The following is a 26,694-nucleotide window of genomic DNA, read 5'->3' as shown; positions in this document are numbered from 1 at the left end:
ATGGCCCTCGATGAGCTGAAGTCCGCCCTGCCGGACTACGCCAAGGACCTGAAGCTGAACCTCGGTTCGGTGATCGGAAACGCCGAAAACACAGGGCTCCTTACGCAGCAGCAGCTGTGGGGCACGGTCCTGGCCTGCGCGATCGCCTCGCGCTCGCCGATCGTGCTGCGCGAGCTGGAGCCGGAGGCCAAGGCCATCCTCTCCCCCGAGGCGTACACCGCCGCCAAGTCCGCCGCCGCGATCATGGCGATGAACAACGTCTTCTACCGGACCCGGCACCTGCTGTCGGACCCCGAGTACGGGACGCTGCGCGCCGGCCTGCGGATGAACGTCATCGGCAACCCGGGCGTCGAGAAGACCGACTTCGAGCTGTGGTCGCTCGCGGTCTCCGCGATCAACGGCTGCGGTCAGTGCCTGGACTCGCACGAGCAGGTCCTGCGCAAGGCGGGCGTCGACCGTGACGTCATCCAGGAGGCCTTCAAGGTCGCCTCGGTGATCCAGGCGGTCGGTACGACGCTGGAGGCGGAAGCCGTTCTGGCCGGCTGACGTACAACCGGCTGACGTACAAGCTGTACGAGCGAGGGCGCCCCTTCCCGGCACACAGCCGGGAGGGGGCGCCCTTGTCGTACGTCGTGTCGTACCCCGTGTCACGTCACGGCGCGAGGAGACGGCCGGCGGCGACTGCCGAGGCCACCGTTCCCCCGGCCACCACCGCCGATGCCGCGACCACGGGAACGCGCAGGCTCCATGTGCGCAGCGCCGCGGAGCGGGAGACGCGGTCCAGCAGCGCGTCCCGGCCGCGCAGCACGATCAGACCGACGCCGGTGAGCGTCAGCGCCATGCCGGCGCCGAAGGCGGCGACCATCGCCAGGGCGGTGCCGACCTTGCCGGTCAGCAGCCCGGTGAGCAGCACGAGGAAGGCGGACGGCGAGGGCAGCAGGCCGCCCGACGTGCCGAGGAGCACGAGCCCGCGCCAGGTGAGCAGTGAGGGCGCGTCCGGGATGTGATGGCTGTGCCCGTGATCGTGCCCGTGCCCGTGGCCATGCCCGTGATCGTGATCGTGACCATGTCCGTGCCCGTGATGGTGGTGGTGCTTCCGGTGCCGCAGATGCCTCCGGAGCAGGCTCACCCCCACGCCGGCCACCACCAGCGCCGCGATCAGCTGGAGCCACCCCGTCAGGGCCGCGATGTCCGGCGTGCTGTTCGCCGCCAGCCACCAGCCGACCGCCAGCGCGGCGACCGAGAGCGTGTGCATCACGGCGACGATCCCGCCCAGCCACACCGCGTCGCGCGGCCTGCCCCTGCCGCCCACCAGGTACCCGGCGGCCAGCGACTTTCCGTGCCCCGGCGCGCAGGCGTGGAGCGCACCCACGGCCGCGGCCACGAGCAGCGCCAACGGGAGGGACACGCCATGGTCCAGCAGTGACGTCAGGTCGGTGGTCCAGGCCGCCCGGCCCGACGCGGCCGGTCCGGCCACGGCGTCCCCCGCGACCGCCGGCGCCAGGGTCAGCGTCCGCGTCGGCTCCTGCGCCGTGTGCAATCCGCCGGAGCCCGTGCCCGTCACCGACAGCGTCCGGTACGCCGGATCGACGTCCGTCAGCGCCGTGACGGTCAGGTCGATCCGGTCCACCGGCCGCGGGCAGACGAAGTGGAGCTTCATGCCGTCCGCCCGGTCGGCACGGCAGGGACGGCCGTCCTGGCGTACGGCGATGTGCGCGCGCAGATAGCCCGCCTCGTCGCCGCCGGACTCCTTCTCCAGGACGGCGACGTCGTCCCGCTGCGCGGACCAGGTCGCGTCTACGGCGGTGCCCGCCGCCTCGATCTTCACGACGGGCGGGGTTCCGAAGGGGTGCGCCTGCGCCGTCCCCGCGCTGCCCAGGAGCAGCGCGGGAACGGCGGCCAGCAGGAGCAGCACCCCGGTGCGGAGTGATCGCACGGTGGTGCTTCCCCTCTACTTCCGGCGTGCGACGAGCGCGTGGACCGTGCCGTCGTCCGTGAGGACGAAGAGCCGGTCACCGCTCACGGAGAGGGCCGAGGCCACTCCCGCGCCGAGGTTGTACGAGGCGACCTGCGTGCCGCTCGCCCGGTCCAGGACGAGCAGGCGGCCGTCCCACGTCCCTACGTACACATGGGACTTCGTCACCAGCGGGTGCATGGCCGGCGAGCCGGCACCGGCCGAACAGCCCATGGCGACACGCCACTTGTCGTCCAGCGGGCTCTCCCCCGCCAGATAGCCGGACCTGGCCTCCCACCCCGGCTTCGACGGATCGGCCGCGCTTGTGTCGTAGGCGCGTACGACACCGTCCCGGCCCGCGACATAGGCGGTGTCGCCCCACACGGCCGGGCTGGTGAGCGGGGCGCGCCCCGGCTCGCAGGTGCTGCCGCCGCCCAGCTTGGACTCCCAGGTCACCGCGCCCGTCTTCGGGTCGTGCCCGCGGACGCCGTACGCCGTGAAGGTCACCAGCTTCGCCTCGCCGCCCGTGGCCGGGTCGGTCAGGACGGGCGAGGAGTGGCTGTCGATGTCGCCCGCGGTGTCCTTCACCCACAGCTGGGTGCAGGTCGCGAGGTCCATGGCGATGACGGTGTTGCTCGACATGGAGTGCAGGTAGGCGGTGTTGGAGCCGGGTTCGCGGATCACCGTGCTGTGGGCCTGCCCCCAGGAGAACGCGGCGCCGAAGCCGCCCGGCAGCATCCCGCCGGTCACGGCGTCCCGGCAGCGGACCGTGTACGCGTCCTGGTAGACGGCGACCGTGCGGTCGCTGCCGCCCGCGAGGGCGAAGACGCTGACCGGTCCGCCCGCGCGGCCGTAGCGGCGCACGGTGTCCCCGTGGGTCTCCTCGCGGTCGATCGACTGCCAGACGATGCGGCCGGTCGCCGCGTCGAGCGCGTAGATCCGGCCGACGCCGGTCGTCAGATAGACCTTGCTGCCGTGGAGCGTCGGCGCCGACTCGGCGTCGCCGTCCAGGTACGTGCGCCACAGCTCACGCCCGGAGGCGATGTCGTAGGCGCGCATCATGCTGTACGGCGAGTCGAAGGCGCGGGACGAGACGATGAGCCTGCCGTCCGCGACGACCGAGCCGTTGAGGTTGAACTGCTCGCCGGTGTGGCGGGCCCATGCGAGGTCGAGCTTCGCGCCCGGTTCGTCGCCGCTCGCGGACCGTCCGGCCTCGTCGCCGCCCTGCCGCAGCCAGTCCTGGCCGGTCCTCGGCTTGGCGAGCTCGGAGTCCCGTACGACCTCGAAGGTGTTCCGGACGACCGGGAACTGCTTGCCCCGGGTGTCGTACGCGACCGACTCCGCGGTGTACGTGCCGGGCCGCAGCCCGTGCAGCGTGCCGCTCGCCCGGGTCCAGGCGCCGCGTGCGGCGGGGCAGGGCTCGGGCGTGCCGCCGGGCGAGGTGTAGCAGTTCTCGACGCCGGGGCGGGACGCGTCCTTGCCGAAGCGCACGTCCGCACGCTTCACCAGGTGGCCGCGGCCGTCGCGGACGGTCAGCGCCGCCTTGGCCGGCGTACGGCCGTCGTCCTCCGCGTACACCTCGACGGGGACTCCGGCCCCGGCGCCGTGCACGCTGCCCTGCGCGGGGCTGACCAGCGCGGCGTCGTCGTCGATGTCGAACTGCCGGTGGATGCCGGTCACATGGCCGGTGTCCTCGTTGCGGGGCGTGCTCGGATCGTCCGTGATGGCGCTGAAGTCGAGCACCTTGTAGTCGGGGTGGGCGCCGTCGATGCCGTACGTGCCCTGGTTGTTGATCTCGACGGACCGCTTGAAGGCGCCGCGCCGGAACTCGGCCTGCTGGTTGTGGCCGGCGGCGACCATCCGCACGTCGTACTTGGCGAGTTCGTCGATCGTCGGCTGCATGCCGGCGCCCGGGCCCCACTGGGTGAACAGCGAGCGGTGGGCGAAGACGAACACCTGCTTGCCGACCGCGTGCCGGGCGAGGTCCTGGCGCAGCCACTCCAGCTGCGGCTTCAGCCCGCTCGCGTCGTAGTTGTCCTCGAGGACGACGACGTGGCGGCCGCCCCGGTCGAAGCTGTACCACTCGGGGGCCAGGTTGCGGCGGTAGTACTCCATGCTGCCGGCGTAGCCCTGGGAGCTCGCCGTGCCGCCGAAGTCGTGGTTGCCCATCACGGGGTAGAAGGGGTGGCCGAGCCGGCCCTCCTCCAGGCCCTTGCTGAACAGGTCGTACGCACCCTGACGGCGCGGCTCCGCCGCGTAGTCGGTGACGGTGAGGTCGCCGGTCGCGATCTGCATCGTCGCGCCGTCGACCTCGCTCATCGCCTGGACCTGCCCGGTCCACTGGGGCAGGGCGCGACGGGCCTCGTCGTCGGTGCGGTTGCCGACCTCGGGGTCGGAGTTCATGACCCACTTCTCGGTGGGGTTCGAGGCGTTGCGGTCGGGTACGAGCGCGAAGTCGACGCCCGTGCCGCCGGTCTCGGGGACCTTGTGGAAGAACCGCGGGATGTAGTCCTTGCGCAGGGCGGGCGTGTATCCGTCGGGCGAGACGATGCTGACGAGGTCGGTCTCGCGCCGCTTCGGGTCGATCCGCAGGCTGTACGACCCGTCCGCGCCGGTCGTCGTCCATCCGGCCCCGTCGGTGACGTCGATGCCGGGCATGGGCTGCTCGCCCTTGTCCCGCTCGCCGTTACCGTTGCGGTCCTTGAAGACGGTGCCCTCGACGGTGACGGCGGCGGCCGGGTCCGCGCTGTCGTCGGCGAAGGCCGCCTGCGGCGCCAGGAAGGACAGCGCGACGGCACCGGCGGTCGCGAGGCGCCAACGCCGCCGGGTGCGGCGCAGCCCGCGGACGACGGCGGGCAGTCGCCGGGCGGCGAGCAGGAGCACGACACCGGCGGCCGTGACGAGCGCGACGGTGAGCCAGGGGAACGACGGCAGGGCGTGCGCGCCGTGGACGTCGACGAGCGGGGTGGCGGCGGAGGCGTCGACCGCCGTGCCGTCGAACTCGACGACGACCTGGGTCAGTCCGCCCTTGTCGATGAGCGGGCTCAGGTCGAGCGCGTCGACGTGGCAGCTCCACGCCAGCTCGGTGACGACGCCACCGGGCACGCCGCCGTTGTCACCGGGCACACCCGAGCCGGTGGCCGGGCAGGGGGTCGAGAGCAGCCCGGCCGCCCACGCACCGGCCTGCTCGGGGGCCACGACATCGTGGTGCACGATGAGGCGGCCGCTGGTGACGCCGTCACCGGGCGCGACCACGAGTTCCGCATGCTCGCGCGAGACATGCGCCAACGCGGGCTGGGCGCCGATGCCCAGCACGAGAAACAGCAGCGCGAGGGCGAGCCCGGCTGCTCTGCGTATGTGTTTCATGAAGCGGACGCTATTTATCCGCTGTTCGGTTACCGGTCGGTCGTGAGCGACTTTGCGGAGCCGTCCGGAAGTGTTCAGCGCGCGTTCGCGGCCGTTGGGTCATGCGGGCCTCTTGAGACGTGCGATCAGCGCCTTCATGTCCTCGATGACAGCGCCCTTGAGAGCGGGAACGTCGGTCCCTGCCGGCGGTTTCTCCACGGGTTCGTCCTCGGGTCCGTAGTTGAGCTGCACGAAGACGCTGATCTTGAGCACGGCCCGGCCGTCGAGCACCACCAGGTCCAGATTCCCGTCCCCGGTGTCGGGCATCAGCAGATAGGCGCGCTCGCCGATGCCTTCGATACGCTTTGCCTTGCGCTCGTCACCGAATTCCGGGCTCGGGCGGGCCTCGGCGTCGAACTCCGGCTCCGGATCTGTCTCCTTGTGCAGCTGGTAGGAGACCTCCACCGCGTACTGCAGACCCTCGAACTCCCGGCCCCCAGGTGGCAGGAAGTCGACGACGCACGTCGAGCGGTTGAGCGACCGGTGATCGTCCGCTGCCGAAAAGCCGTCGGTCCGCGTGCCGACCGCGGCCGTCAGGGCTTTGAACTCCGCTTCCTTGCACAGGTCACGATTCACGCGGTAGCCCCCGAGGTCGGGGCCGATGCGCTCGTACGCGTACAGGCCCCCCGCCCACACCGCGGACGCGAGCACCGCGCCGCCGAGGGCCCAGAGCCAGGGGCGGGGCGGGCGCGGGGGCTTCGGTGCGTCGTCGCCGCCGCCGGCGAGGACGACGGAGGCGGGGGCTTCCGGCGCGGGGAAGTCGGCCCCGCCCACCAGCTCCGGCTCCGAGATCACCGCTCCTCCTCCTCACCCGGCATGGGCGCCGACGGCGGCGGAGTCGGCGCCACCTCCATCACCGTCGCGCCGTGCGGCGCGGGGCCGATGCGTTGCATCGGCCCTTGGCCGTACGCGCGGAGGTAGCCCACCACCGTGTTGGTCACCGCCACCAGCGGAACGGCCACCACCGCGCCGCCGATACCCGCCGTCAGGCCACCCGCGGCGACCGCGAGGACGACGGCGAGCGGATGGACGCGCACTGCGCGGCCGAGGATGAAGGGCTGCAGCACATGGCCCTCGATCTGCTGGACGGCGAGGACGACGACCAGCACCATCAGCGCGGTGAACACGCCCTGGGTGACGAGCGCGACGACGACCGCGAGCGCGCCCGAGACGACCGCGCCGACCAGCGGGATGAAGGCGAAGAGGAAGATGAAGACGGCGAGCGGCACGGCCAGCGGGACGTCGAGGAAGTAGATGCCGAGCCCGATGAAGATCGCGTCGATGAGGGCCACGATCACCGTGCCCCGCACATAGGCGGTCAGGGTCCGCCAGGCCCGCGGGCCGGCCCCTGCGACGCCGGGCCGCGCCTGAGCGGGCACCAGTTTCAGGGACCACTGCCAGATCCGCTTCCCGTCGTAGAGCAGGAAGAGGGTCGAGAACATCGCCAGCAGCATCCCGGTGAGGATCTCGACCAGCACGCCCACGCCCTCCAGTCCGGCGGAGGTGATCTCCTGGGTGTTGGTGCCGATCGTGTCCTGGAGGTTCTTGGCGATGTCGTTGATCTGCTGCTCGGTGACGTGGAACGGACTGTTGAGCAGCCAGCGCTTGAGCTCCTCGATACCGTCCTTGACCCGGTCGGCCACGTTGTCCAGGTTGTCCAGCACCTGCCAGACCACGAACCAGCCGACCAGGCCCATGCCGACGAAGCCGAGGACCGCGGTGACGGCGGTGGCGATCCCGCGCGGCAGTCCGACCCTCCTGAGCCGGCGCACGGTGGGCTGGAGGAGGGCGGTGATCAGCAGCGCGGCGACGAAGGCGAGGACGACGAGCTGAACGGCGCTGATGACCCGCATCAGCACCCAGAGGGTCCCGGCGAGGACGAGCAGGCGCCAGCCGGCCTCGGCGGCGACGCGCATCCCCCACGGGATCGCCGTTGCGGGATCGGGCCTGGACGCGATGGCGCGTGAGGAAGGGGTGGCGGGGACGGAAGGGGCGTACGAGGGAGGCGGCGGGACGCTTTCGGGCTGCCCCGCGGGCAGCTCCTCCTCACCGTTCCCGTTCCCGTTGCCGTGACGGGCCGCCTCGGCCTGTCGCTCCTCCAACCGCGTTCCCCATCGGGCCAGTCCGGCACCCAGCCGCTCCAGCCACTCCGGCATTCTCGACATGTCGCTTCCCTCTCCCCCCGGGCCTGGCCCGACCGTACACGCACGAAGCCCCTCACCGTAGGACGGCGAGGGGCTCCACGACGCTGAGCGCCGGGCAGGCCCGGGCGGGGGCCTGCTACCGAGGGCCTAGTACCAGTGGTTGGCCTGCCAGAACGACCAGGCGCCGCAGGGGCTGCCGTAGCGGTCGTTCATGTAGTTGAGGCCCCACTTGATCTGGGTGGCGGGGTTGGTCTGCCAGTCGGCGCCGGCGGACGCCATCTTGGAGCCCGGGAGCGCCTGGACGAGACCGTACGCACCGGAAGACGGGTTGCTGGCGCGGTAGTTCCAGCTGGACTCGTGGTCCACGATGTTGCTGAAGCACTGGAACTGGTCGCCCGGAATCATCTGCCGGGCGATCGCCTGGACCTCGGCGACGCTGTACGAGGACTGGGCCGCGAAGGTCGAGGCCTCGCGAACGGCGTCGCGGCTGGCGCGTGCCTCCTCCTCGGCCTGGCGCTCGCGCTCGGCCTCCTCGGCGGCTTCCTTCTTCGCCTTGGCGTCCTTGGCGGCCTGGAGACGGGCCGCCTCCTCGGCGGACCTCTTCGCAGCCGCGTCCGCGGCAGCGGCCTGTGCATCGGCCTGCTGCGTCAGGGACGCGACCTGAACCTGGGCCTGCTCACCCACGGGGATGTCTGCGAGAAGCGTCGCGTCGGCGGCGGTCGCCTCGAAGTCGTTGCCCGACTGCGGGGTGCCCGACGCGACGCCCACGACGGCGCCGACGGTGGTGACCGCAGTGGCGGACGCCACGGCGAATCCCCGGACCGAGATCCGGCTCACACGGTTTCCTTCCAGCATCGCCCGCACAGGTGACCTCGCGGACGCAATCGTGCCCCTGGCACTGGCACTCCCACTTGCTAGGTCACGGGAGGCACGGGCCCGGTGGACAACTCCCTTGCGGGAGTGCCGCATGGTGCTCGGGCGGCATACGGCGGCGTCTGTTGAGTTGTGTGGTGCCACATCCCTGAGGATGCGTGTGTGCCGCATGCGGGGCCTGACGGAAGCAAGACTCTGCCGGAACCCGAGGGCGCAAGGCAATTCTTCGTCACGTGGGAAAGCTCACACCCCGTTTGCCTCAGGGGTTTTACGGAAAGCGCCGCACAGCACGACGCCGCCCGGCTAGGCTCCTTCGCTTCGCCGGGCGGCGGCAACTCCCTTACGGAGTTACTGGGTTTTACCGGACATTGCCGGACGCTACCGGATCAGATCGGGCCGTCCTCCAGCATTTCGGTCACCAGCGCGGCGATCTGCGAGCGCTCGGAGCGGGTGAGCGTGACGTGGGCGAACAGCGGATGCCCCTTCAGCTTCTCGACGACGGCGACGACTCCGTCGTAGCGACCGACGCGCAAATTATCCCTCTGCGCCACATCATGGGTCAGAACGACCCGCGAATTGGCCCCAATACGGGACAGAACGGTCAGGAGAACGTTCCGTTCCAGTGACTGGGCCTCGTCGACGATGACGAACGCGTCGTGCAGCGACCGGCCCCGGATGTGGGTGAGCGGCAGCACCTCGAGCATGCCGCGCCCCAGGACCTCCTCGATGACCTCACGGCCGGCCACCGCGGAGAGCGTGTCGAAGACCGCCTGGGCCCAGGGGCTCATCTTCTCGGCCTCGGTGCCCGGCAGATAGCCGAGCTCCTGCCCGCCGACGGCGTACAGCGGCCGGAAGACCATCACCTTCTGGTGCTGCCGGCGCTCCAGCACCGCCTCCAGGCCCGCGCAGAGCGCCAGCGCGGACTTGCCGGTACCGGCGCGGCCGCCCATCGAGACGATGCCGACGTCCTGGTCGAGCAGCAGATCGAGGGCGATGCGCTGCTCGGCGCTGCGGCCGCGGATGCCGAACGCCTCACGGTCGCCGCGGACGAGGCGGACATTGCCCTCGGCGGTTGTACGGCCCAGGGCCTTGCCGCGCTCGGACTGCAGGACGAGACCGGTGTGGACCGGGAGGTCCACCGCCTCGGGGACGTACAGCGTCTCCTCTTCATAGAGGATGTCCACCTGCTCGGCGGAGAGGGCCAGTTCGGACATTCCGGTCCAACCGGAATCCGTGATGGCGAGCTCCGCCCGGTACTCCTCGGCGAGGAGGCCGACGGACGAGGCCTTGATGCGCAGCGGCAGGTCCTTGGAGACGACCGTGACGTCGTACCCCTCGGCCTGGAGGTTGCGCGCCACCGCGAGGATCCGCGAGTCGTTGTCGCCCAGCCGGTATCCGGCGGGGAGCACGCCGGGGTCCGAGTGGTTGAGCTCGACGCGGAGCGTTCCGCCGAGGTCGCCCATCGGAATCGGTGCGTCCAGGCGGCCGTACCGGACGCGGAAGTCGTCCAGGAGGCGCAGGGCCTGCCGGGCGAAGTAACCGAGCTCCGGATGGTGCCTTTTGGCCTCCAGCTCCGTGACCACGACGATCGGGAGCACGACTTCGTGCTCGTCGAAGCGGGACAGAGCGTTCGGGTCGGCCAGCAGGACGCTGGTGTCGAGAACATAGGTGCGCCTGTCGGGCATGCGGCGCTTAGTGCTGTTCACCACGGAAGGACGTACCCCCTCGGCTGAGATCGGGGTGCGACGACGTCGCGGGCAGTGGGACCGGTCTCCGGCCACGATGCACGGGCCGGGCACCGGCCCCCCGTTCCTTCCGTGCTGACCGCACGGTCGTCCTGGCGCAAAGGGCCTCCCGGGCGAGCGGCTCGGTGCCACTCGCTGTAGAGCGCCATCCGGGCTCGAGTGTCCGGATGTCGACCTGGAAGGGGTATTCCCTCGAACAAGCACAGCCATGCCATGGCATATGACGACGCGTCGATGAACAGGCGATGACCATGAACGCGCGGGTTCGGTGACGCGGCTTCACACCTGCCGCCCCCGGCGCCCCCAAGGCCCCGCCGCCCGGCGCGAAACCGTCCCTGCGCGACGCCCGCGTCCCCGGCCCGTCCGCCATTCGAGGGCACGTCTCCCGGCCCGTCCGGCGTTTGAGGACGGACACCCTGGACCACCGCCGGCGCGGGGCGCGCTTCTCAGCCCGTCCGGCTCTTGAGGACGGACACACCGGGCCCACCCCTCGGAACGGGGCGCGCTTCCCAGCCCGTCCGCCGGTACCGCCCACCCGTCGGCACGGGGCACGGTGGAGCCCGCTGTCTGCGGCCGGGGGCCGGGGGCGCCGCCCCCGTCAGGTGCCGTAGCGGCGGTGGCGGGCCGCGTAGTCGCGGAGCGCGCGGAGGAAGTCGACCTTGCGGAAGGCCGGCCAGAAGACTTCGCAGAAGTAGTACTCCGAGTGGGCGCTCTGCCAGAGCATGAAGCCCGAGAGCCGCTGCTCACCACTCGTGCGGATCACCAGGTCGGGGTCGGGCTGCCCCCGCGTGTAGAGGTGCGAGGCGATCAGGTCCGTGTCGACGATCTCCGCGAGCTCCTCGAAGGTCGTCCCCTTCGACGCGTGCTCCGTGAGCAGCGACCGCACCGCGTCCGCGATCTCCTGGCGGCCGCCGTAGCCGACGGCGACGTTCACGAGTATCCCGTCGTTCCCGACCGTCGCCTGCTCCGCCTCCTTGAGCACGGCCTGCGTGCGTGCCGGCAGCAGATCCAGCGTCCCGACGTGGTGGACCCGCCAGCGGCCGTCCGCCGCCAGGTCGCGGACCGCGTTCTCGATGATCCCGAGGAGGGGTACGAGCTCGTCCTCGGGCCGGTCCAGGTTGTCCGTGGACAGCAGCCAGAGCGTGACGACCTCGACGTCGGTCTCGGCGCACCAGCCCAGGAGCTCCTGGATCTTGCTGGCTCCGGCCTTGTGCCCCTGCTCCGTCGTGCCTCCGGACGCCTTCGCCCAGCGCCGGTTGCCGTCCAGGATGACGCCGATGTGCTTGGGCACCTGGGCGTGGTCGAGGCGGCCTTCCACACGGCGCGCGTAGAGCCCGTACACCAGGTCGCGCAGGTTCACGTAGTCCACCCTCTCGGTTCGTCCGGGCCGGCACGACCCTTGTGGGGTCCGGCCCGCCGCGCAGCGGCACCCCTCGCGTGCCGTTGGCTGCCCCCCGAGGTCGTCACATTACTGCGCACCGGCCACGGCCACCCAACCCGGTCTGTCACAAGTCCGTGATAAGCAGAGAAGCGTGAACGATTCCCCCTACTACCGCGCCGCCGAGAGCCGCTACGACTCCATGGAGTACCGCCGCACCGGCCGCAGCGGGCTGAAGCTCCCCGCGATCTCCCTCGGTCTCTGGCACAACTTCGGCGACGACCGCACGCTCGACTCGCAGCATGCGATCCTGCGCCGCGCCTTCGACCTGGGGGTGACCCACTTCGACCTGGCGAACAACTACGGACCGCCGCCCGGCTCCGCCGAGCTGAACTTCGGCAAGATCTTCGCCCAGGACTTCGCCCCGTACCGGGACGAACTTATCATTTCCACCAAAGCCGGCTATCTCATGCACCCCGGCCCGTACGGCGAGTGGGGCTCCCGCAAGTACCTGCTGTCGTCGCTCGACGCGTCCCTGAAGCGGATGGGTCTCGACTACGTCGACATCTTCTACTCGCACCGCTTCGACCCGCACACCCCGCTGGAGGAGACGATGGGCGCCCTGGCGTCCGCCGTCCAGCAGGGCAAGGCGCTGTACGTCGGCGTGTCCTCGTACACCGCGGAGCAGACGGAGGAGGCCGCGCGGCTGCTGAAGGAGATGGGCGTCCCGGCGCTCATCCACCAGCCCTCGTACTCGATGATCAACCGCTGGACCGAGGACGACGGTCTGCTCGACACGCTGGAGACGGCCGGTATGGGCTGCATCTCCTTCGTGCCGCTCGCCCAGGGCCTGCTGACCAACAAGTATCTGACCGGCATCCCGGAGGGCTCGCGGGCGACGCAGGGCAAGTCCCTCGACCCGGATCTGCTCTCGGACGAGGTGCTCCGCCGGCTGCAGGGGCTGAACGAGATCGCGCAGCGCCGGGGCCAGTCGCTGGCCCAGCTCGCGCTGAAGTGGGTGCTGCGCGACGAGCGCATGACGTCCGCGCTGATCGGCGCGAGCCGGGTGGAGCAGCTGGAGGAGAACGTCGCGGCGCTCGCCGGGCCGCCGCTCTCCGACGAGGAGTTGAAGGAGATCGACACCCTCGCGGTGGACACCGCGGGGACGAACATCTGGGCCGGCCGGAGCTGAGACAGAAAACGGGCCGGTCCGTGGGGGGGATACGGACCGGCCCGAGGGGGGGTTTCCACCATAACCCTTCGTAAGTGATGCTGCGTGCCACGCCATGCCACAACTACTCTCCGAAAGCGCCGGACTGCGGTGCGAAGGCGGAAACCCGCCGGACATACGGTGTCCGGCGTAGGCGGGGTGGCACGCAGCCGGGTGTGCCACTACTCCCGACGGGGGACCCGTGGCGCTGGTCACACGGTTGACGCCGCAGGCCGGGCCGGCGGGAGACGGGCCGGAGGCGATCCGGCCACCCTCGGGCGGGTCAGGCGGCCCGCTCCGCGGCGCGTGCCTTGTTGGCCAGAATCCGGTCCATGAAGTCCTCACCCCACTGGCCCAGTGGCAGCAGCGCGGTGTTCAGCGCCTGGCCGAGCTCGGTCAGCGAGTACTCGACCCGCGGCGGCACCTCCCGGTACACCTCGCGGTGCACGATCCCGTCCGCCTCCAGCTCGCGGAGCTGCTGGATCAGCATCTTCTCGCTCACCCCCGGCACGTGCCGCTTCAGCTCGCCGAAGCGGTGGGTCCCGTCGTGCAGGGCCCAGAGGATCATCGGCTTCCACTTGCCGCCGACGACGTCGACCGCCGCGTCGAGACCGCAGGTGTAGGAGATCTTGCCCTTCGCCACCGTCGACCAACTCCTCGGTTCACCATGGCACTTGTGACGCCGTGACACTTACCTGTTCGACAGTACTCCACATCATGGCGGACAGAATGTGACCTATATGCCTCGTATGGTCGCTCCATGACGACGACGCGCCGCGTGACCTGGAGCGAGGCCAACGCCCGCCGCATCGCCCGGCAGGGTCTCGCCACCCCTGCGACCGATCCGGTGTCCGCGATCGCCGGCGCCATGCTCGGCGCGCACGCCCAGGTGCTGTCCGCCGCCGAGCTGTCCGTCGCTCTGCGCGTCGAGGGCGCGACCCGGGCGGACGTGCGCGGGGCGCTGTGGACGCACGGCACGCTGGTGAAGACGTACGGGCCGCGGGGCACCGTGCATCTGCTGGCCGCCGCCGATCTGCCGCTGTGGACGGGCGCGCTCTCCGCGATTCCGGCCGGGTCGAATCCGTTGCCGCCGGAGGTCCGGATGACGGAGGAGCAGACCGAGGCGGTCCTCGCGGCGATCGGCGACGCGCTCGCGCACACGGAGGCGGACGTGGCCGCGGCCTTGACGGTCGACGAGCTGACCGACGCGATCGTGGAGCGGACCGGACCCTGGGCCGGGGAGCGGGTCATGGAGGCGTTCCAGGACAAGTGGCCGCGGTGGCGGCAGGTGACGCACCTGGCCGCCCACGGCGGGCTGCTGTGCTTCGGCCCCAACCGCGGCCGCAAGGTCACGTACATCAGTCCGCGCCGCCTGCTGCCCGGCCTCACCCCGATGGCGGGGCCCGCCGCGCACGCCGAACTCGTACGCCGCTATCTGCGCGCGTACGGCCCCGCCACCCCTCAGCACTTCGCCAGGTGGCTCGCGGCGCCGCGCGACTGGGCGGCCGGTCTCTTCGTCTCACTGGCGGCGGACGGAACCGTCGAGGAGGTGCTCTTCGAGGGCGAGCCGGCATGGATCGCGGCGGGCGACACGGACTTCCCCGACGCCCCGGCGCGCGGTGTGCGGCTCCTCCCCTACTTCGACGCCTTCACGGTCGCCTCCCAGCCTCGAGAGCTGCTCTTCCCGGGACGCGCCTACGAGCGCGCCCTCGCGGGCGGTCAGGCCGGAAACTTCCCCGTCCTGCTCGTCGACGGCACCGTCGCCGGCGTCTGGCACCAGCGCCGCTCGGGCCGCCGGATCACCGTCACCGTCGAGCCGGTCGACCCCCGCCTCCTGACCACGGCGCGCCGCCGGGACCTGGAGGAGCAGGCGGAGCGAGTGGGCGAGGTCCTGGAGGGGGTGGCGGAGCTGACGGTGGGGGCGGTGACGGTGGGCGGGCACGCGTGACGCACGCGAGGCGCCCCGCAGCCCCCTACCCCCCGCGCCGCAGCAGGGTGATGCCGTCGCGCTCGGCGACGAGCTCGTAGCCGTACGAGCGCTTCGCCGCGTCCAGCTCCGCCAGCTGCTGCTCGGCCGGGTAGGGCCAGTGCCCGGTCTTGTACGGCCAGGCCTCGGGCGCCCGCCGGTCGTGGATGATCCACTCCGCCGTCGGCCGGGGCAGCCGCCTCCTGTCGTACTCGTACAACTGCCCCTCGACCGGCCAGGTCGGGAAGATCACGACCTCGCAGCGCGAAGTGAGCTGCGGGACCAGCCGGTTGGTCGCGGCGACCGTCGCGCCGTCCGGGATGCGCTGGAGCAGCGAGCGCGCGGCCTCGACGTGCGCGGTCGTGCGCCAAGTGGCGCGCTGGGCCAGCTGGGCGAGGGGAAAGGAGGGGAGCATCACCACCGTCACGGCGATGACCGTCACGAGCGAGGCGCGGACGTGGCGCGCCGCGAGGGGGTGGTCGCAGGCCCGGTAGCGGGTGAGGGCGTCGATGAGGCCGGCGAAGACGACCGGCATCAGGACGGCGCTGTAGTGGAAGGCGGTCCCCCAGTGGAAGCCGTTCGCCGAGAGCATCCGCCAGGACAGCGTCGGTACGGCGAGCAGCGAGAGCGGCGAGCGCAGGGCGACGAGCGCGCCCGGGGCGAAGACGAGGACGAGCGTCATGGCCTTGACGTCGGGCCTCAGCGCATCCAGCGGGGCGAAGGCGAGCGTGGCGAGGAGCGAGCCGTGGCCCTCGGCGAGGTTGCCGCCGTGCGCGTACCCGCCGCCGGGGTTGAACGCCGGGAGCAGCAGCTTGATCTCGATCGCGCTGCCGAGCACACCTGCGGCGGCGGTCGCGACGCCGAGCCTGCGCGCCCGTTTCCCGGCGCCGTCCCTCGATCGCCCCTTCCACCGGCCCCTCCAGCCGGCCTTGACTGCCCCCTGCCATCCGTCCCGCCATCCGCCCTTCCACGCGGTGTACACCCCGACCGCCGCCAGCGTCAGCCCCAGGTCCTCCTTCACCAGCAGCAGCGGCGCGGCCCAGGCCACCGCACGCCCCCACCGCTGCCGCCCGAGCGCTTCGAGTGCGTACGCGAGCAGCGGTACGGCCAGGGCCACCTCGTGGAAGTCGAAGGCCGCGGCCGACGCGACCCCCCAGCTGGCCCCGTACCCGAACGCGACGACATGCGCGGCGCGGCGCCCGAGCGCCCGGGCGGCCCAGCTGGCAAGCGGTACGACGGCGACGGCGAGCAGCGCGGACTGGGCGACGAGGAGACACAGCGGGGACGGCCAGAGCCGGTAGAGCGGGGCGAGGACCGCGATGAGGGGGTGGAAGTGGTCGCCGAGGAGATTGAAGCCGTCGCCGCGCAACGGGACGACGGGAGCTCTGAGGTGTGCGTAGGCGCGTACGGCCTGCTCGAAGATGCCGAGGTCGTACCCGGTGGTGCGGAGGAGCAGATGGCGGCGCACGGCGACCGTCGCGTAGAGGAGGAACAGGCCCGCCGCCCATCCCCACGGGAGGAGGGGGGCGGCGGGACGGCCGGCGGGCGGCCGTGCGACGGGGGTCGGGACCGTGTGCGTATGCGTACCGGGCACCGTCGCTCTGTCAAAGAATGTCCGCATACGCCCGAATGCTAGAGGGCGTGCCCAGTCGTGCTGTCCACATGACCGGGGATCTCCCCCTCGTGGCGGTCGCCCGTCGTCCTGGTCCCGGACGGCTCGAACATCAGGATCGAACCGCCGGGCGACGACGGCTTGTGCTCCGTGCCCTTCGGTACTACGAAGGTGTCGCCCTTGTGGAGCCGGACCGTCTTCTCCGTGCCGGCGTCGGCGTCGCGCAGCGCGATGTCGAAGCGGCCGTCGAGGACGAGGAAGAACTCGTCGGTGTCCTCATGGACGTGCCAGACGTGCTCCCCTGCGGTGTGCGCGATGCGCACGTCGTAGTCGTTCATGCGGGCCACGATGCGCGGGCTGTAGACATCGTCGAAGGAGGCCAGAGCCTCACTGAGATTGACCGGCTCGGTGTCCATGGATCGCTTGGTGTCCATGGATCGAGGATGCACGCGGCGGGGTTGCCGTGTCTTGTACGTGCGTGCGCGCGTACGAGGCGCCTACGCCGCGAGCGCCCCCAGCAGCAGCCCGATCAGCGCTCCCGAAATCATGAACGGCCCGAACGGGATCGCCGACTTGCGCCCGGCCTTGCGCAGCACGACCAGCCCGAGCCCGTACGCCGCCCCCAGCAGAAAGCCCGCGAAGGCCCCCACGAACAGGACTCCCCAGCCGTACCAGCCGAGCGCGACCCCGAGCGAGAGCGCGAGCTTCACATCGCCGAAGCCCATGCCGTTGGGGTTGATCAGAAAGAGCACGAAGTACCCGGCGCCGAGCGCCAGTCCGCCGAGCAGCGCCGTCGGCCACGACCCGGCGGCGCCGGGAACCAGTGCCGCGCCCCCGAGCAGCACGGCGGCCGCGCCGGCGAGCGGCAGGGTCAGGTGGTCCGGCAGCCGGTGGACATTGCGGTCGATGAGCGCGAGCAGGACGGCGACGGGCGTGAGCAGCACCCATACGGCGGCCTCGGGCCGCGCCCCGGCGGCGGCCGCGAGCGCGGCGCAGACGAGCGCGGTGAGGACCGGGACGAGGAGGGAGGGCCGGTACGGAACGGGCTCGTGCTCCGGGGCGGCGTCCTCCGAGGCATTGTCGTTCGGCGCGGCTTCCTCCGGCGCACTGTCTTCCGACGCGCCCCGCGACGGGCCGGCGGCGGGCGCCACGGGCGCGGGCGCCTGAGCAGGTACGGGCGTCGGGACCGGAGCCGCCACAGCGCAGCTCGCGCACCGCGCCGGACCCAGCCAGCCCCGCGCGGGCCCGGTGATCGGATGCCCCGCCGGGCACGCGTCCCGCCACCCCTCCCCGGGCTCGACGGACAGCCGGTACGCGGCGCGCGGCACGAGCGCCCCTGCCCCGGCCCCCCAGGCGGCGGCGATGACGATCAGCGCGACGACGTACCCGTTCTCCACGCGTTCGACCCTAGAACCGCCCCGGGCCCCGGTCATGGGCCCTGGGACCCACTCTCCGTTGATCCTGGGCCCATAGCCGGACGACTGCCGCTACGGTCTACCCCCATGGGCATCTGGCAAGACGGCAAGGGCACGTTGAACATCCCTGGCCACGACCATCCGGTGGATCTGCTGATAGCCGCCTCGTACCGGGCACGCACCCGCGGTCTGCTCGGCCGGGACGGCATCGACGGCGCGATCATGCTGACCCCGTGCAACAGCGTGCACACCTTCAGGATGCGCTTCGCCATCGATGTGGCCTACCTGGACAAGCAGTTGCACGTCATCGACGTACGGACCATGAGGCCGGGGCGACTGGGCATGCTGCGCCTGCGCTCCCGCCATGTGCTGGAGGCGGAGGCGGGAGCGATGGAGGGCTGGGGCCTGCGACCGGGCGTACAGCTCGCGATCGAGCACTGACCTGCCCGGCCGGCGCTTGCCCTTACGGCAACTTCGCGGACTGCTTCTGGACCAGAACCGCCGGGATCTCGGGCGTCTCCGCGTCGACGAAGTTGGCGGTGTAGAAAGTCGCGACCGTCGCCCCCCGGCGTACGACGTGGAACACCAGCGGCACCTTGGCCCCGTCCACGGCACCCGTCACCTGGTACGCGATCGCGTCGTCGCCCACCTTCTGCGTGGGAAGCTTCTTCACCTCGGAGTAGGTCGAGGCGCCGCCGTCACCGCCGTGCGTGGTGAAGCCTCCGGCGCACGCCTCGACGGCGGTACGGACCGACTTCAGGACGGCATCCGCCGAACCGCCCGTGTGGGAGGTGAGGATCGTGGTGACGACCGTCTGCTTCTCGTTGCCCTCTTCCCTCTTGTCCACGATCGTGCGGTACACGGCAGCGCTCGCCGCGGGTTCGGGGGCGCCGTTGATGACGGCCGCCAACGGCCGGCAGTCCGGCTTGTCCGCCTTCTCCGTGCCGGTCTCCTCGCCGCCCTGCATCGGCGTGACCACGTAGTTCGGTACGTCGCCGGTCACCAGGGCCGCCTGCGTCAGCTCCGCCTTGGTGAGGGTCTTGCCGGTGCTCGGCCGCTCGGCGTCCGGCGGCACGGGTGGGTCGGACGCCTCGGGCGGCACGCCGTTCGACGGAGTCGCCTCCGGAGGTGTCGCGGACGCGGACTCCTTGACGGGCTTCTTCGCGTCCCCCTCGGCCTTGTCGTCGCCCTCGCATCCGGTGGTCACTCCGGCTGTCAGCGCGACAGCAGCCGCGACCATCACGATGCGCCGTGCCCTACCCGCGGTCCCCGTACTCATCCCGTTCCCATCTCGCTTCGCCGAGTGTGAGCAGCACGCTAACAACGATGCAGCGGGCGGCACATGGGCCCACGGGCCCATTACGGCGGCCCCGACCCGAGCAGCGTGAAGGCCCCGTACGCGCCCGAGGCGACGGCGAGCAGCGCCACGACCGCCACGACCGTCCGCTGTCGCAGTCGCGCCAGCGCCACCGCGGCGGGCAGCAGCAGCGGGAACGCCGGCATGATCAGACGCGGCCTGGAGCCGAAGTACGCGGCCCCGATCAGCGAGATCACGACGATGCCGATCCCGTACACGAGCACGGGCAACGGCTGCCGCTGCCGCTGCCGCACGCACAGCCACACCACCCAGGCGAGCAGTCCGAGTGCGGCGATCAGCCCGATCCCGGCGAGGGGCGTCGGCCCGGTCAGCTGCTCGCCGACGAACCGGGCGAGGGCGACGCCGCCGTCAATGCGGTTGCCCCAGGCCGCCTGGACCTCGAAGTACGCGGTCGGGCTGCCTTCGCGTACGGCCACGAAGACGACGTACCCCAGCCAGCCCAGCGGCGCGAGCACCACCCCCGCGGCCATCCGCCATGTCAGCGCCCCGCGGCCCTCCCGGACCAGGCGCACGATCGCGGTGATCCCGACGGCGGCGACGAGCGCCGCGGCCGACGGCCGGGTCAGCCCGGCGAGGGCGCACAGTGCCCCGGCCGCGATCCAGCGGTCGGTCAGCAGCGCGTACAGCGACCAGGCGGCGAGTGCGGTGAACAGCGTCTCCGTGTACGCCATCGACTGCACGAACGCGGTCGGGTACACCCCCCACAGCACGGCCAGCAGCACCCCGGCCCGCTGACCTGCCACATGCGACCCGACGGCGTGGATCCCCCATGCGGCGGCGAACGCCGCGACCCAGGCGACGACCAGCCCGGCGGTCGCGGCGTCCACACCCGGCAGGACCTCCGAGACACCGCGCTCCAGCGCTGGAAGGAGCGGGAAGAAGGCGAGGTCGGAGTGCACACTGCCGTCGGGGAGCCGGACTTCGTACCCGTACCCGTTCTCCGCGATCCGGACATACCAGACCGCATCCCAGCGCCCCTTGAGCCGATGCAGCCCGTCCACCCCGGCCACGGCCGCGCCCACGGCGAGGATCACCATGCCGGTCAGCCGTACGGCCGCGTAGCCGAGGAGTGCGGGGGCGGCTGCAGGGAGTCCCGGGAGTCTGCGCAGGTGGGGGGCTTGGGGCTGATGGGGCATGCGGTCGATTATGTCGGTCGGGCCGGCCGGGACCCTCGGTCGCCTCCGGCAGTAGCCGGGGCACAGGACCGAGGAACCCGGCGGCACTTTCCGACGGCCTCCGTGCAAGCACGGCGCGACGGTCAGCCCGAGGGCCGGATCTTCGCGAACTTGGCCGCCATGACCGGGCCGAGATGCCGGACGATGTCGTTCCCGGGCTGACCGGGGTAGGGCAGGTCGTTCAGGAAGGACGTCACGATGACCGCGTCGACCTCCGGCACCCCGCGAGCGCTCTGCTCCTCCAGGAAGTCGAGAGTCCGGCGCCAGTCCGGCACCTCGGACTCCTCACCGAGGAACGCCAGGACGGTCTCCTCCACGACATCGATGAAGAACACGTGGGGCAGAACGCCGTGCTCGTTGAACACGTGGGCGTCGTAGCTGTCCTCGAAGCCGGGGATCGCGGCGACGAGGTCCTGCACCAGTCGCACGTCCGGAGACACATCGGGGGTCGTCATCAGCAGTCCAGTCCGGGGTAGTTCTTGTAGCCCTTGTACTTGCCCTCGATGGCGTCGTCGAGGGCCTTGATGAGTGTCCTGGCCAGTCGCTCGTCCTCAGGCGTCCGGATCAGTGGTTCCTTCCGCCCGCCCTTCCTCGGCTTCCACTCCGTGTCGGTGAGGAAGTTCTTGAGCGAGTCCCTCATCTCCTTCGCCTTCTGCACATGGTCCCTGCCCTCGACCTTGGGGCCGCCCTTCGCCTCGTAGTCGGCGGCCGCCATCGCGCTTCCGTCACCGATCTGATCCGGGCTGCCCACTCCCTTGTAGAGGGTGTTGATGATGTTCTGCAGCTTTCGGTGCTCGGCCGTCGGCTTCGTCGCGCCGTCGTTGTTGTGGACCAGGATCCCGCTCGCCGCGGCGACGACATAGTACGTGTGGATGTCGCGGACGGTGAGGTCGTGCGTGGTCTGCCGCTGGGTGAACCGGGAGACCCCGAGGACCGGGAGCGAGGCACCGTTCTCGCTCCGGAGCGTGGCGCCCCGCCGGATGTCGCCGGCGTCCACCCAGCGGCCCTGGTCGGTCAGCCAGAAGGGGTGGGTGTCGGTGACCGTGAGCACCGCCGGTCCGCCGGCGGTCCGGACGGACAGCCGGGTGAAGTGCTTGTCGTCATGGGTGGTGATCGCCTGCTCGACGGGCCGTGCCTCGGTCCGCCCGGTGTACGGGTCGGTCGCGAGGACCTTCTGACCGACCTGGACCTTCTCGATGGGAACGCGACGTCCGTCGGCCAGCAGTACCGGCGTACCGGGCAGGAAGCTGTGCTTGACCGGGCACGTCGTCGGCTTGTCGTCGGGCTTCTTCTCGTCCGGCTTCTTCTGCTTCTCCGGATCCCACTTCTTCTTGGCGTCGTCGAGTTTCTTCTGGGCGTCCGCGACCTTCTTGCGGTTCTTGATCAGGCCCTTGATGCCGTCGTAGAGATCCCCGCCGTGCTTCTTGAGCTTCTGGATCAGCTCGGCGGCCTTCTTCCACTTCCACGGCGCCCCGTACTTCGCCGCCAGCTTCCCCACCGCACCACCGATCAAGCTGGTGAGGATGTTGATCAGGGTTTCCGTGCAGGCGCCCATGTCGCCCTTGGTGATGCAGTCGAAGGCATCCTTGATACCGAGCTCCTCGGCCAGGATCTTCGCGAGCTCCTTCGCCGCCTCCTTCGCCTTGTCCGCATCGGACTTCTCGTCCGCCTGCGCGTCCTGGAGCTCCTTCAGCGCCTTCTCATAGTCCAGCTGCTCCTGCGACTTGGGGGCCTCACCGCTACCACCGCCGGTGTCGGACGCGGGATTCCCCTGCGTGCCACCGGCGCCGTCCGCCTCGGACTCGCCCCCACCACCGCACTCACCACCACCGATGCACGACACCTGCGCCGCGATCTTCTGCGTCAGCTCCGCACCGATCCCCGTCGCCACCAACGCACCGACGATCGCCACCACGACCAGAGCCAGACCCAGGTACTCCAACGCACCCTGACCACGGTCACGATGCCGCCGAAGACCCAGCAGCCGAACCTCCGTGCGCGGGACACGACCGCTCAGCCGCCGGACCACGCTGCACACATCCCCCAGAACAGACATGCATGCGAAGCTAACCGGCCGACGCGGCACCCGTCATGGGCCCCAGGGCCCACTACCGGCCCCAGATTCGCCGGTGGGTCACGGCAGTTGGTGGGGCCCGCGCGGTTGGGCCTGAGATTGGGGCCGAGGGCCCACGTCAACGGAGCCCCGCGCTCGTACGCTCGCGCCGCGCAGGCATGCACGGAAGCAGTACGGGCTTCGGAGACGAGAGAGGTACGGCCGTGAGCGGTGGCGGGGCGTGGGGCAGCGGAAGCGGAAGCGGATACGGACGCGGCGGGTACGTACCACCCGGACGGCACGGCCCAGGTGGCTCCGCTTCCTTCTTCGCGCTGATGCGCAGTTGGGCAGCGGCCATCATCGTGTACTTCGCCTGCGGGCTGCTCTCCGCCAAGGCCCTCCTGGAGCCCCTCGCCACCTCCGAACGGCTCGAGACCTTCGGCTGGCGGCTCGCGCTGCTGCACGTTCCCAGCATCCTCACCATCACGCTGACCGTGCTGGCCGCCGCCCGCGTACTCCCCGAACCGCAGCGCGACTCCCTCGCCACCCGTCTTCTCGCCACGCTCGCCGTGCCCCTCGCCGGCCTCGTCTACGGCTACACCGTGTCCTGGGACCTGCTCTCGGCCGAGGGCGTCTTCATGCCCGTCGTGGCCCTCGCCACCGGCACCGCCACGGGCCTCGCGCTCGACCGGCTGCTGGAGGGGCGGGGCGCGGACAACCGCTCACCGGCGGCGTACCCGTACACCTGGCGCGACAGCGGTGCCACCGCCTTCGAGTACCTCGGCGTGATCGTCGTCGTTGTCGCCCTGATCCTCGCGGTCTCCGCGGCGGGCATCGGCGGCAGCATCGGGGACCGCATCCGATGCACCATCACCTCCCTCACGGGCTCCGGCGGCGGCAACTGCGCCAAGGGACCTGACGGCACCGCCAAGCCCAAGACCGACGCGGACTACGAGCCCAAGCTGTGCCAGGTCTCCAGCGTCTCCGACACGGCGGGCGGCAAGGTGAAGATCGGCTGGTTCGAGTGGGGCGAGGAGTACGGCTTCCAGCAGAAGGTCGCCCAGGCGAACACCGATGTGAACGAGGACGGCAAGGTCGACGGCAACGACAAGCTGGTCCACCTCACCTTCACCGACGCGGCCTCCGCGGGCGTCAACGGCTCCACCCCCGGCATCAAGCTCGGCAAGCTCGGCAAGGCCGATGTCGACCTCGGCGCCGGCATCAAGGTGACGAACGGCGACACCTGGGTCTTCAAGAGCGAGGAGGACGCCAAGAAGATGCGAGACGACATCGAGGAAATGAAGATGTGGGAGACCTCGATGACGCACAGCGGCGCGTACGGCGGCAACTGGTACGCCGCCAACAAGTGGGGCGAGAAGAAGGAAGCGATCGAGAAGCAGATCGGCGACAAGAAGATCTCGTACTCGACGATCGGCGCCTACGTCCAGGCGGACGGCGGGCTCGGCCTCAAGGCGGGCGACGACACCAAGCTGGGCGCCAAACTGGGCGGCAAGGCCAAGTTCTCGCCCGACGTGACGATCACCAAGGACGACGTCAACGGCAACGAGTCGTACACGTACACCGCCAAGCTGGAGATCGAGGGCAAGGTCAGCGGCGAGGCGGGTCCGCTCGGCGGCACGGCCGGCGCGAAGGACTCCTACACGGGCGCCATCACGGTCACGCGCGATCAGAAGACCGGCAAGCTGGTCCGTATCGACATGACGAAGACGTTCGAGGGCACGCAGACGTCCGACAAGACCGAGGTCGGTCACGACAACGGAAAGAAGAAGGACGAGAAGCGGGGCGGCAAGGGCAGCGTCAACGACTCCTCCGGGCCGACCGGCATCGAGGTCCAGACGAACTCGATCGTCTTCGGCAAGGAGGACGACCAGGCGAGCGAGGACAAGAGGGCCATCGCCGAGAAGTGGCTCGACGGCTCCGGGAACAACACCGCTCCGTTCGAGTACATGTTCGGCGACGAGTCGCTTCAGAAGAAGCCCGAGGGGAACGACCCCTTCGAGCAGATGATGTTCCAGGACGGTCTGTCGAGCACGATGAACTACCACGGTGAGACGGACGCCCAGGAGTTCGGTTTCGAGGTCTCGCTGGGCATGAGCCTCGGGTTCTCCATCTCGGACGAGCACAAGAAGGAGACACTGACGGACGCCCAGTTCCTCGGCGCCCCGCAGGGCGACAAGCGTTCCTACCTGCCGTACAGCTACTGCGCGAAGTAAGGACGTAAGGACGATGAAGAACTTCCGGGCGCTCGGTGGCGCGACGGCTGCCGCCCTCTCCCTGGCCCTGCTGACCGGCTGCGGTGGCGGCACGGACGCAGCAGCTCTCCCCGACGGCTGGGACACGCTCGACACCAAGAGCCTGTCCGTCGGCTACCCGGCGAAGGAGGGCTACAAGGAGCAGCCGGCCGCCGAGCGCAGCAAGCACAACGCCGCGGTCGCGCTCAAGGAGGAGGGCGGGTTGCGCACCGGCATGGTGTCCGTCCAGCTGAACTTCGCCACGGGCGTGGACGACGCGGCGGAGGCCGCATCCGCGGCGGGCGCGGTGATCGGCATCGGAGCCACGCGCAAGGACACCAGCGACGTGCGGCTGAACGGCGAGGAGAGCGCGCGACAGGCACGCCGTATCAACTACGAGTTCACGTCGAGCGGCGAGGAGCGGACCCCGGAGCAGGGGACGCGCATGACGGGTGTCATGGTGGCCGGGGTCGATTCCAAGGGGGTCCCCTTCCTCGTACGGATCAACGCGGTGAAGGATGCCCTGAGCGAGGACGAACTCGATACGTTCGTGGAGTCGATCACCGTCAAGTAGCCCAGGCCGTGACGTAAGGCAGGCAGCGATGCAGATCCTTCCCGGTGGCGGAGCCACGCTCCTGCTTCTCCTCGGCCTCCTCTTCGGGGCTTTCGCGGTCCGCTCCGCCCTTCGGCTGCGCCGCGTCCTGTGGCTCGTGCGGCGCGGCGAGCATGCCGAGGGGCGGTGCGCCGAGCGCCGCATGGTCGACCGCGGCCCGGGCATGGAGCACCGTTACGCCACCGAGTACGTCTTCGCCTTCCGCACGCGCGACGGCCGCGACGTCGAGTTCACCGACTCCGCGCCGGGCCCCTTCGGCTTCGAGGTCGGCGCCCCGATCCGCGTCTCGTACGATCCGGCGGCCCCGGACAAGCGGGCGACGGTGGCCGGGCCCGGAGCCTGGGGCCCGCTCCTGGTGCCGGCCGCGTTCGCGGTGGGGCTGGGAGTGCTCGCGCTGGGGCTGCTGTACGGGTTCGTGGCGGTGCGGGGCTGGGTGTGAGCGTCTACCGTCGCGCCTGTTCCCGGACCTCGGGCGGCACGGACTCGTCGGCCGCGATCCTGTCCAGCGCTTCACGGCTGCCCGGCAGTTCGTCCACGGCCCACAGCAGACGTACGGCGCTGCCCGCCCCGAAACCCCGGCGCACGTAAGACTCCGCCAGATCGGCCGCCCACGGGGCGGCCGCTTCCAGCGTCCTGGCGGAGTGATCGACCAGCCAGTCGAAGACGTCCTCGGCCAGCCACGCCGCGATCCGCGCGGTCCACCGCTCCGTGAAGTCCTCGTCATCGGCGTCAAGGCCGAGCAGCTCGCATTCGCGCCGCGCCTCGGTCATCCGCTGCCGGGTGACGAGCCGCGGCGACGGCATCAGGTCACGCAGCACGTTCCGGATGTCGAGCCACTGTGGACGCTCGTCCCAGTCCTCGTCGTAGTCCCCGTCCCACTCGGGCGGGGGCTCCGGGAACTCCAGCCGGTCATTGGGCAGGAGGCTCAGCAGCAGCGCCCTGACCTGCACGAAGATCTCCGGCGCATCGGGCAGGCCGCTGCCCCACCGCCGGGCGGGCTCGGGAAGCAGCGGCTCCTCGTCGTCCCTGACCGGCTCAGCCGCCCGCGCCCGATAGCGGGCCCGGCGCAACTGGAGCAGCCGCTCCCGGGCGAGGAAACGAGCGTACTCGTCCACCGAGCCGTCGCCCACCAGGCGCAGCAGCGCCGCCTCGCCGTACGGGGCCCCGAGGCCGTACAGGAGCCAGACGGCGTCGGTGACCACCGGCGCGGTACGCAACCATGACTCGGCCAGCTCCGCCGCACGGGCCACCTCGGCGGCTGGGAGCGAGGGATCGCTCTCCAGTCCGCCGCGGACCGACCGGAACAGCTCGTGGGCGCGACCGGTCAGCTTCTCCCACGTCCGGTGTGCCGTGAAGCGCTGCCGTTGAGCGTCGGTGAGGGGCAGATCCGGCTCCCCCTCGGTCTTCTCGTACAGCTCCCAGAGCTCTTCGGTCCAGCCCGTGGTGGGCGGCGGCAGCTCCGCGAGCACCTGGGCGAGGTCGTCCAGCTGCCGCCGCACACTCATGGGGTGGCCCGTCCCT

Annotated in this window: 23 protein-coding genes; 7 read left to right on the top strand and 16 right to left on the bottom strand. The window is 70.9% G+C overall.

Features of this window, described 5'->3' with window-relative positions; translation table 11 throughout:
* Window positions 1-546 carry an alkyl hydroperoxide reductase gene (locus ACFV9O_RS16715; RefSeq protein ID WP_385418047.1) on the top strand — a complete coding sequence of 182 codons (546 nt, stop codon included), beginning with the start codon at window positions 1-3 and terminating at the stop codon, window positions 544-546.
* Between the two features lie 106 nt (window positions 547-652).
* Here ACFV9O_RS16715 and ACFV9O_RS16710 read toward each other — a convergent pair whose 3' ends face one another.
* The 7 genes from ACFV9O_RS16710 to ACFV9O_RS16680 form a co-directional block, all read right to left on the bottom strand.
* Complete coding sequence (locus tag ACFV9O_RS16710; protein WP_385418044.1) at window positions 653-1,936, bottom strand: hypothetical protein; 1,284 nt, start codon at window positions 1,934-1,936, stop codon at window positions 653-655.
* Window positions 1,937-1,951: 15 nt separating this feature from the next.
* Entirely contained in the window at window positions 1,952-5,320 is a 3,369-nt protein-coding gene (locus ACFV9O_RS16705) for a PQQ-binding-like beta-propeller repeat protein (protein WP_385418041.1), read from the bottom strand.
* A 99-nt stretch (window positions 5,321-5,419) separates the two neighbouring features.
* Complete coding sequence (locus ACFV9O_RS16700) at window positions 5,420-6,154, bottom strand: hypothetical protein (RefSeq protein ID WP_385418039.1); 735 nt, start codon at window positions 6,152-6,154, stop codon at window positions 5,420-5,422.
* On the bottom strand, window positions 6,151-7,524 hold the full coding sequence (locus tag ACFV9O_RS16695; RefSeq protein ID WP_385418036.1) for an AI-2E family transporter: 1,374 nt from the start codon (window positions 7,522-7,524) through the stop codon (window positions 6,151-6,153). Before ACFV9O_RS16695 ends, ACFV9O_RS16700 begins: the two co-directional genes overlap by 4 nt.
* A 126-nt stretch (window positions 7,525-7,650) precedes the next feature.
* Window positions 7,651-8,340, bottom strand: coding sequence for a transglycosylase SLT domain-containing protein (locus ACFV9O_RS16690; RefSeq protein WP_385418034.1), 690 nt, complete (start codon window positions 8,338-8,340; stop codon window positions 7,651-7,653).
* A 422-nt stretch (window positions 8,341-8,762) separates the two neighbouring features.
* A complete protein-coding gene (locus tag ACFV9O_RS16685) occupies window positions 8,763-10,085 on the bottom strand; it encodes a PhoH family protein (RefSeq protein WP_385418032.1) in 1,323 nt (440 codons plus the stop codon).
* Window positions 10,086-10,719: 634 nt separating this feature from the next.
* Window positions 10,720-11,481 carry an isoprenyl transferase gene (locus ACFV9O_RS16680; protein WP_385418029.1) on the bottom strand — a complete coding sequence of 254 codons (762 nt, stop codon included), beginning with the start codon at window positions 11,479-11,481 and terminating at the stop codon, window positions 10,720-10,722.
* 172 nt (window positions 11,482-11,653) lie between these two features.
* On the opposite strand from ACFV9O_RS16680, the gene mgrA reads away from it, so the two are divergent.
* Window positions 11,654-12,691: an L-glyceraldehyde 3-phosphate reductase gene (mgrA, locus tag ACFV9O_RS16675; RefSeq protein ID WP_385418028.1), complete on the top strand. Its 1,038-nt coding sequence runs from the start codon at window positions 11,654-11,656 to the stop codon at window positions 12,689-12,691.
* Window positions 12,692-12,992: 301 nt separating this feature from the next.
* On the opposite strand, the gene ACFV9O_RS16670 is transcribed toward mgrA, so the two are convergent.
* Window positions 12,993-13,352 carry a winged helix-turn-helix transcriptional regulator gene (locus ACFV9O_RS16670; protein ID WP_385418026.1) on the bottom strand — a complete coding sequence of 120 codons (360 nt, stop codon included), beginning with the start codon at window positions 13,350-13,352 and terminating at the stop codon, window positions 12,993-12,995.
* Between the two features lie 117 nt (window positions 13,353-13,469).
* Between ACFV9O_RS16670 and ACFV9O_RS16665 the strand changes: the two genes are divergently transcribed.
* The gene (locus ACFV9O_RS16665) at window positions 13,470-14,657 is read left to right on the top strand and encodes a winged helix DNA-binding domain-containing protein (RefSeq protein ID WP_385418024.1); all 1,188 of its coding nucleotides are present in this window, start codon (window positions 13,470-13,472) and stop codon (window positions 14,655-14,657) included.
* 25 nt (window positions 14,658-14,682) lie between these two features.
* Here ACFV9O_RS16665 and ACFV9O_RS16660 read toward each other — a convergent pair whose 3' ends face one another.
* The 3 genes from ACFV9O_RS16660 to ACFV9O_RS16650 form a co-directional block, all read right to left on the bottom strand.
* Window positions 14,683-16,296 carry a DUF2079 domain-containing protein gene (locus ACFV9O_RS16660; RefSeq protein ID WP_385418022.1) on the bottom strand — a complete coding sequence of 538 codons (1,614 nt, stop codon included), beginning with the start codon at window positions 16,294-16,296 and terminating at the stop codon, window positions 14,683-14,685.
* A gap of 11 nt (window positions 16,297-16,307) precedes the next feature.
* A complete protein-coding gene (locus tag ACFV9O_RS16655) occupies window positions 16,308-16,703 on the bottom strand; it encodes a cupin domain-containing protein (RefSeq protein WP_385418194.1) in 396 nt (131 codons plus the stop codon).
* 81 nt (window positions 16,704-16,784) lie between these two features.
* Entirely contained in the window at window positions 16,785-17,684 is a 900-nt protein-coding gene (locus tag ACFV9O_RS16650; protein WP_385418020.1) for a prepilin peptidase, read from the bottom strand.
* A gap of 105 nt (window positions 17,685-17,789) precedes the next feature.
* Between ACFV9O_RS16650 and ACFV9O_RS16645 the strand changes: the two genes are divergently transcribed.
* Complete coding sequence (locus ACFV9O_RS16645) at window positions 17,790-18,143, top strand: DUF192 domain-containing protein (protein WP_385418018.1); 354 nt, start codon at window positions 17,790-17,792, stop codon at window positions 18,141-18,143.
* Between the two features lie 22 nt (window positions 18,144-18,165).
* On the opposite strand, the gene ACFV9O_RS16640 is transcribed toward ACFV9O_RS16645, so the two are convergent.
* The 4 genes from ACFV9O_RS16640 to ACFV9O_RS16625 form a co-directional block, all read right to left on the bottom strand.
* On the bottom strand, window positions 18,166-18,981 hold the full coding sequence (locus ACFV9O_RS16640) for a hypothetical protein (protein WP_385418016.1): 816 nt from the start codon (window positions 18,979-18,981) through the stop codon (window positions 18,166-18,168).
* A gap of 80 nt (window positions 18,982-19,061) precedes the next feature.
* On the bottom strand, window positions 19,062-20,216 hold the full coding sequence (locus ACFV9O_RS16635; RefSeq protein WP_385418014.1) for a hypothetical protein: 1,155 nt from the start codon (window positions 20,214-20,216) through the stop codon (window positions 19,062-19,064).
* 122 nt (window positions 20,217-20,338) lie between these two features.
* Window positions 20,339-20,710: a hypothetical protein gene (locus ACFV9O_RS16630; RefSeq protein WP_385418011.1), complete on the bottom strand. Its 372-nt coding sequence runs from the start codon at window positions 20,708-20,710 to the stop codon at window positions 20,339-20,341.
* Window positions 20,710-22,311, bottom strand: coding sequence for a polymorphic toxin-type HINT domain-containing protein (locus ACFV9O_RS16625; RefSeq protein WP_385418008.1), 1,602 nt, complete (start codon window positions 22,309-22,311; stop codon window positions 20,710-20,712). Before ACFV9O_RS16625 ends, ACFV9O_RS16630 begins: the two co-directional genes overlap by 1 nt.
* A 221-nt stretch (window positions 22,312-22,532) precedes the next feature.
* Here ACFV9O_RS16625 and ACFV9O_RS16620 point away from each other — a divergent pair, with 221 nt between their 5' ends.
* Genes ACFV9O_RS16620 through ACFV9O_RS16610 form a run of 3 tightly spaced genes read left to right on the top strand, consistent with a single transcriptional unit; the run spans window position 22,533 to window position 25,612 of the window.
* Window positions 22,533-24,542, top strand: coding sequence for a hypothetical protein (locus ACFV9O_RS16620; protein WP_385418006.1), 2,010 nt, complete (start codon window positions 22,533-22,535; stop codon window positions 24,540-24,542).
* 13 nt (window positions 24,543-24,555) lie between these two features.
* The gene (locus ACFV9O_RS16615; RefSeq protein WP_385418003.1) at window positions 24,556-25,134 is read left to right on the top strand and encodes a hypothetical protein; all 579 of its coding nucleotides are present in this window, start codon (window positions 24,556-24,558) and stop codon (window positions 25,132-25,134) included.
* A gap of 28 nt (window positions 25,135-25,162) precedes the next feature.
* Window positions 25,163-25,612 (top strand): DUF3592 domain-containing protein, encoded by a 450-nt coding sequence (locus ACFV9O_RS16610; RefSeq protein ID WP_385418000.1) that lies wholly within the window; start codon window positions 25,163-25,165, stop codon window positions 25,610-25,612.
* 4 nt (window positions 25,613-25,616) lie between these two features.
* On the opposite strand, the gene ACFV9O_RS16605 is transcribed toward ACFV9O_RS16610, so the two are convergent.
* Window positions 25,617-26,678, bottom strand: a complete 1,062-nt coding sequence (locus tag ACFV9O_RS16605; RefSeq protein WP_385417998.1) for a hypothetical protein — start codon at window positions 26,676-26,678, stop codon at window positions 25,617-25,619.
* Between the last annotated feature and the right edge of the window lie 16 nt (window positions 26,679-26,694).

The sequence above is a fragment of the Streptomyces sp. NPDC059909 genome, from assembly GCF_042730885.1.
Classification (GTDB): domain Bacteria; phylum Actinomycetota; class Actinomycetes; order Streptomycetales; family Streptomycetaceae; genus Streptomyces.
Note: the sequence above shows the minus strand (reverse complement) of the source record. Positions and strands in the feature narration are given on the sequence as shown.

What these genes read in the sequence shown, in the direction of transcription:
- ACFV9O_RS16715 (WP_385418047.1), top strand. Translation starts at nt 1, where the DNA reads ATGGCCCTCGATGAGCTGAAGTCCGCCCTGCCGGACTACGCCAAGGAC.
- ACFV9O_RS16705 (WP_385418041.1), bottom strand. Translation starts at nt 5,320, where the DNA reads ATGAAACACATACGCAGAGCAGCCGGGCTCGCCCTCGCGCTGCTGTTT.
- ACFV9O_RS16695 (WP_385418036.1), bottom strand. Translation starts at nt 7,524, where the DNA reads ATGTCGAGAATGCCGGAGTGGCTGGAGCGGCTGGGTGCCGGACTGGCC.
- ACFV9O_RS16665 (WP_385418024.1), top strand. Translation starts at nt 13,470, where the DNA reads ATGACGACGACGCGCCGCGTGACCTGGAGCGAGGCCAACGCCCGCCGC.
- ACFV9O_RS16660 (WP_385418022.1), bottom strand. Translation starts at nt 16,296, where the DNA reads ATGCGGACATTCTTTGACAGAGCGACGGTGCCCGGTACGCATACGCAC.
- ACFV9O_RS16655 (WP_385418194.1), bottom strand. Translation starts at nt 16,703, where the DNA reads ATGGACACCGAGCCGGTCAATCTCAGTGAGGCTCTGGCCTCCTTCGAC.
- ACFV9O_RS16645 (WP_385418018.1), top strand. Translation starts at nt 17,790, where the DNA reads ATGGGCATCTGGCAAGACGGCAAGGGCACGTTGAACATCCCTGGCCAC.
- ACFV9O_RS16640 (WP_385418016.1), bottom strand. Translation starts at nt 18,981, where the DNA reads ATGAGTACGGGGACCGCGGGTAGGGCACGGCGCATCGTGATGGTCGCG.
- ACFV9O_RS16635 (WP_385418014.1), bottom strand. Translation starts at nt 20,216, where the DNA reads ATGCCCCATCAGCCCCAAGCCCCCCACCTGCGCAGACTCCCGGGACTC.
- ACFV9O_RS16630 (WP_385418011.1), bottom strand. Translation starts at nt 20,710, where the DNA reads ATGACGACCCCCGATGTGTCTCCGGACGTGCGACTGGTGCAGGACCTC.
- ACFV9O_RS16625 (WP_385418008.1), bottom strand. Translation starts at nt 22,311, where the DNA reads ATGTCTGTTCTGGGGGATGTGTGCAGCGTGGTCCGGCGGCTGAGCGGT.
- ACFV9O_RS16615 (WP_385418003.1), top strand. Translation starts at nt 24,556, where the DNA reads ATGAAGAACTTCCGGGCGCTCGGTGGCGCGACGGCTGCCGCCCTCTCC.
- ACFV9O_RS16610 (WP_385418000.1), top strand. Translation starts at nt 25,163, where the DNA reads ATGCAGATCCTTCCCGGTGGCGGAGCCACGCTCCTGCTTCTCCTCGGC.
- ACFV9O_RS16605 (WP_385417998.1), bottom strand. Translation starts at nt 26,678, where the DNA reads ATGAGTGTGCGGCGGCAGCTGGACGACCTCGCCCAGGTGCTCGCGGAG.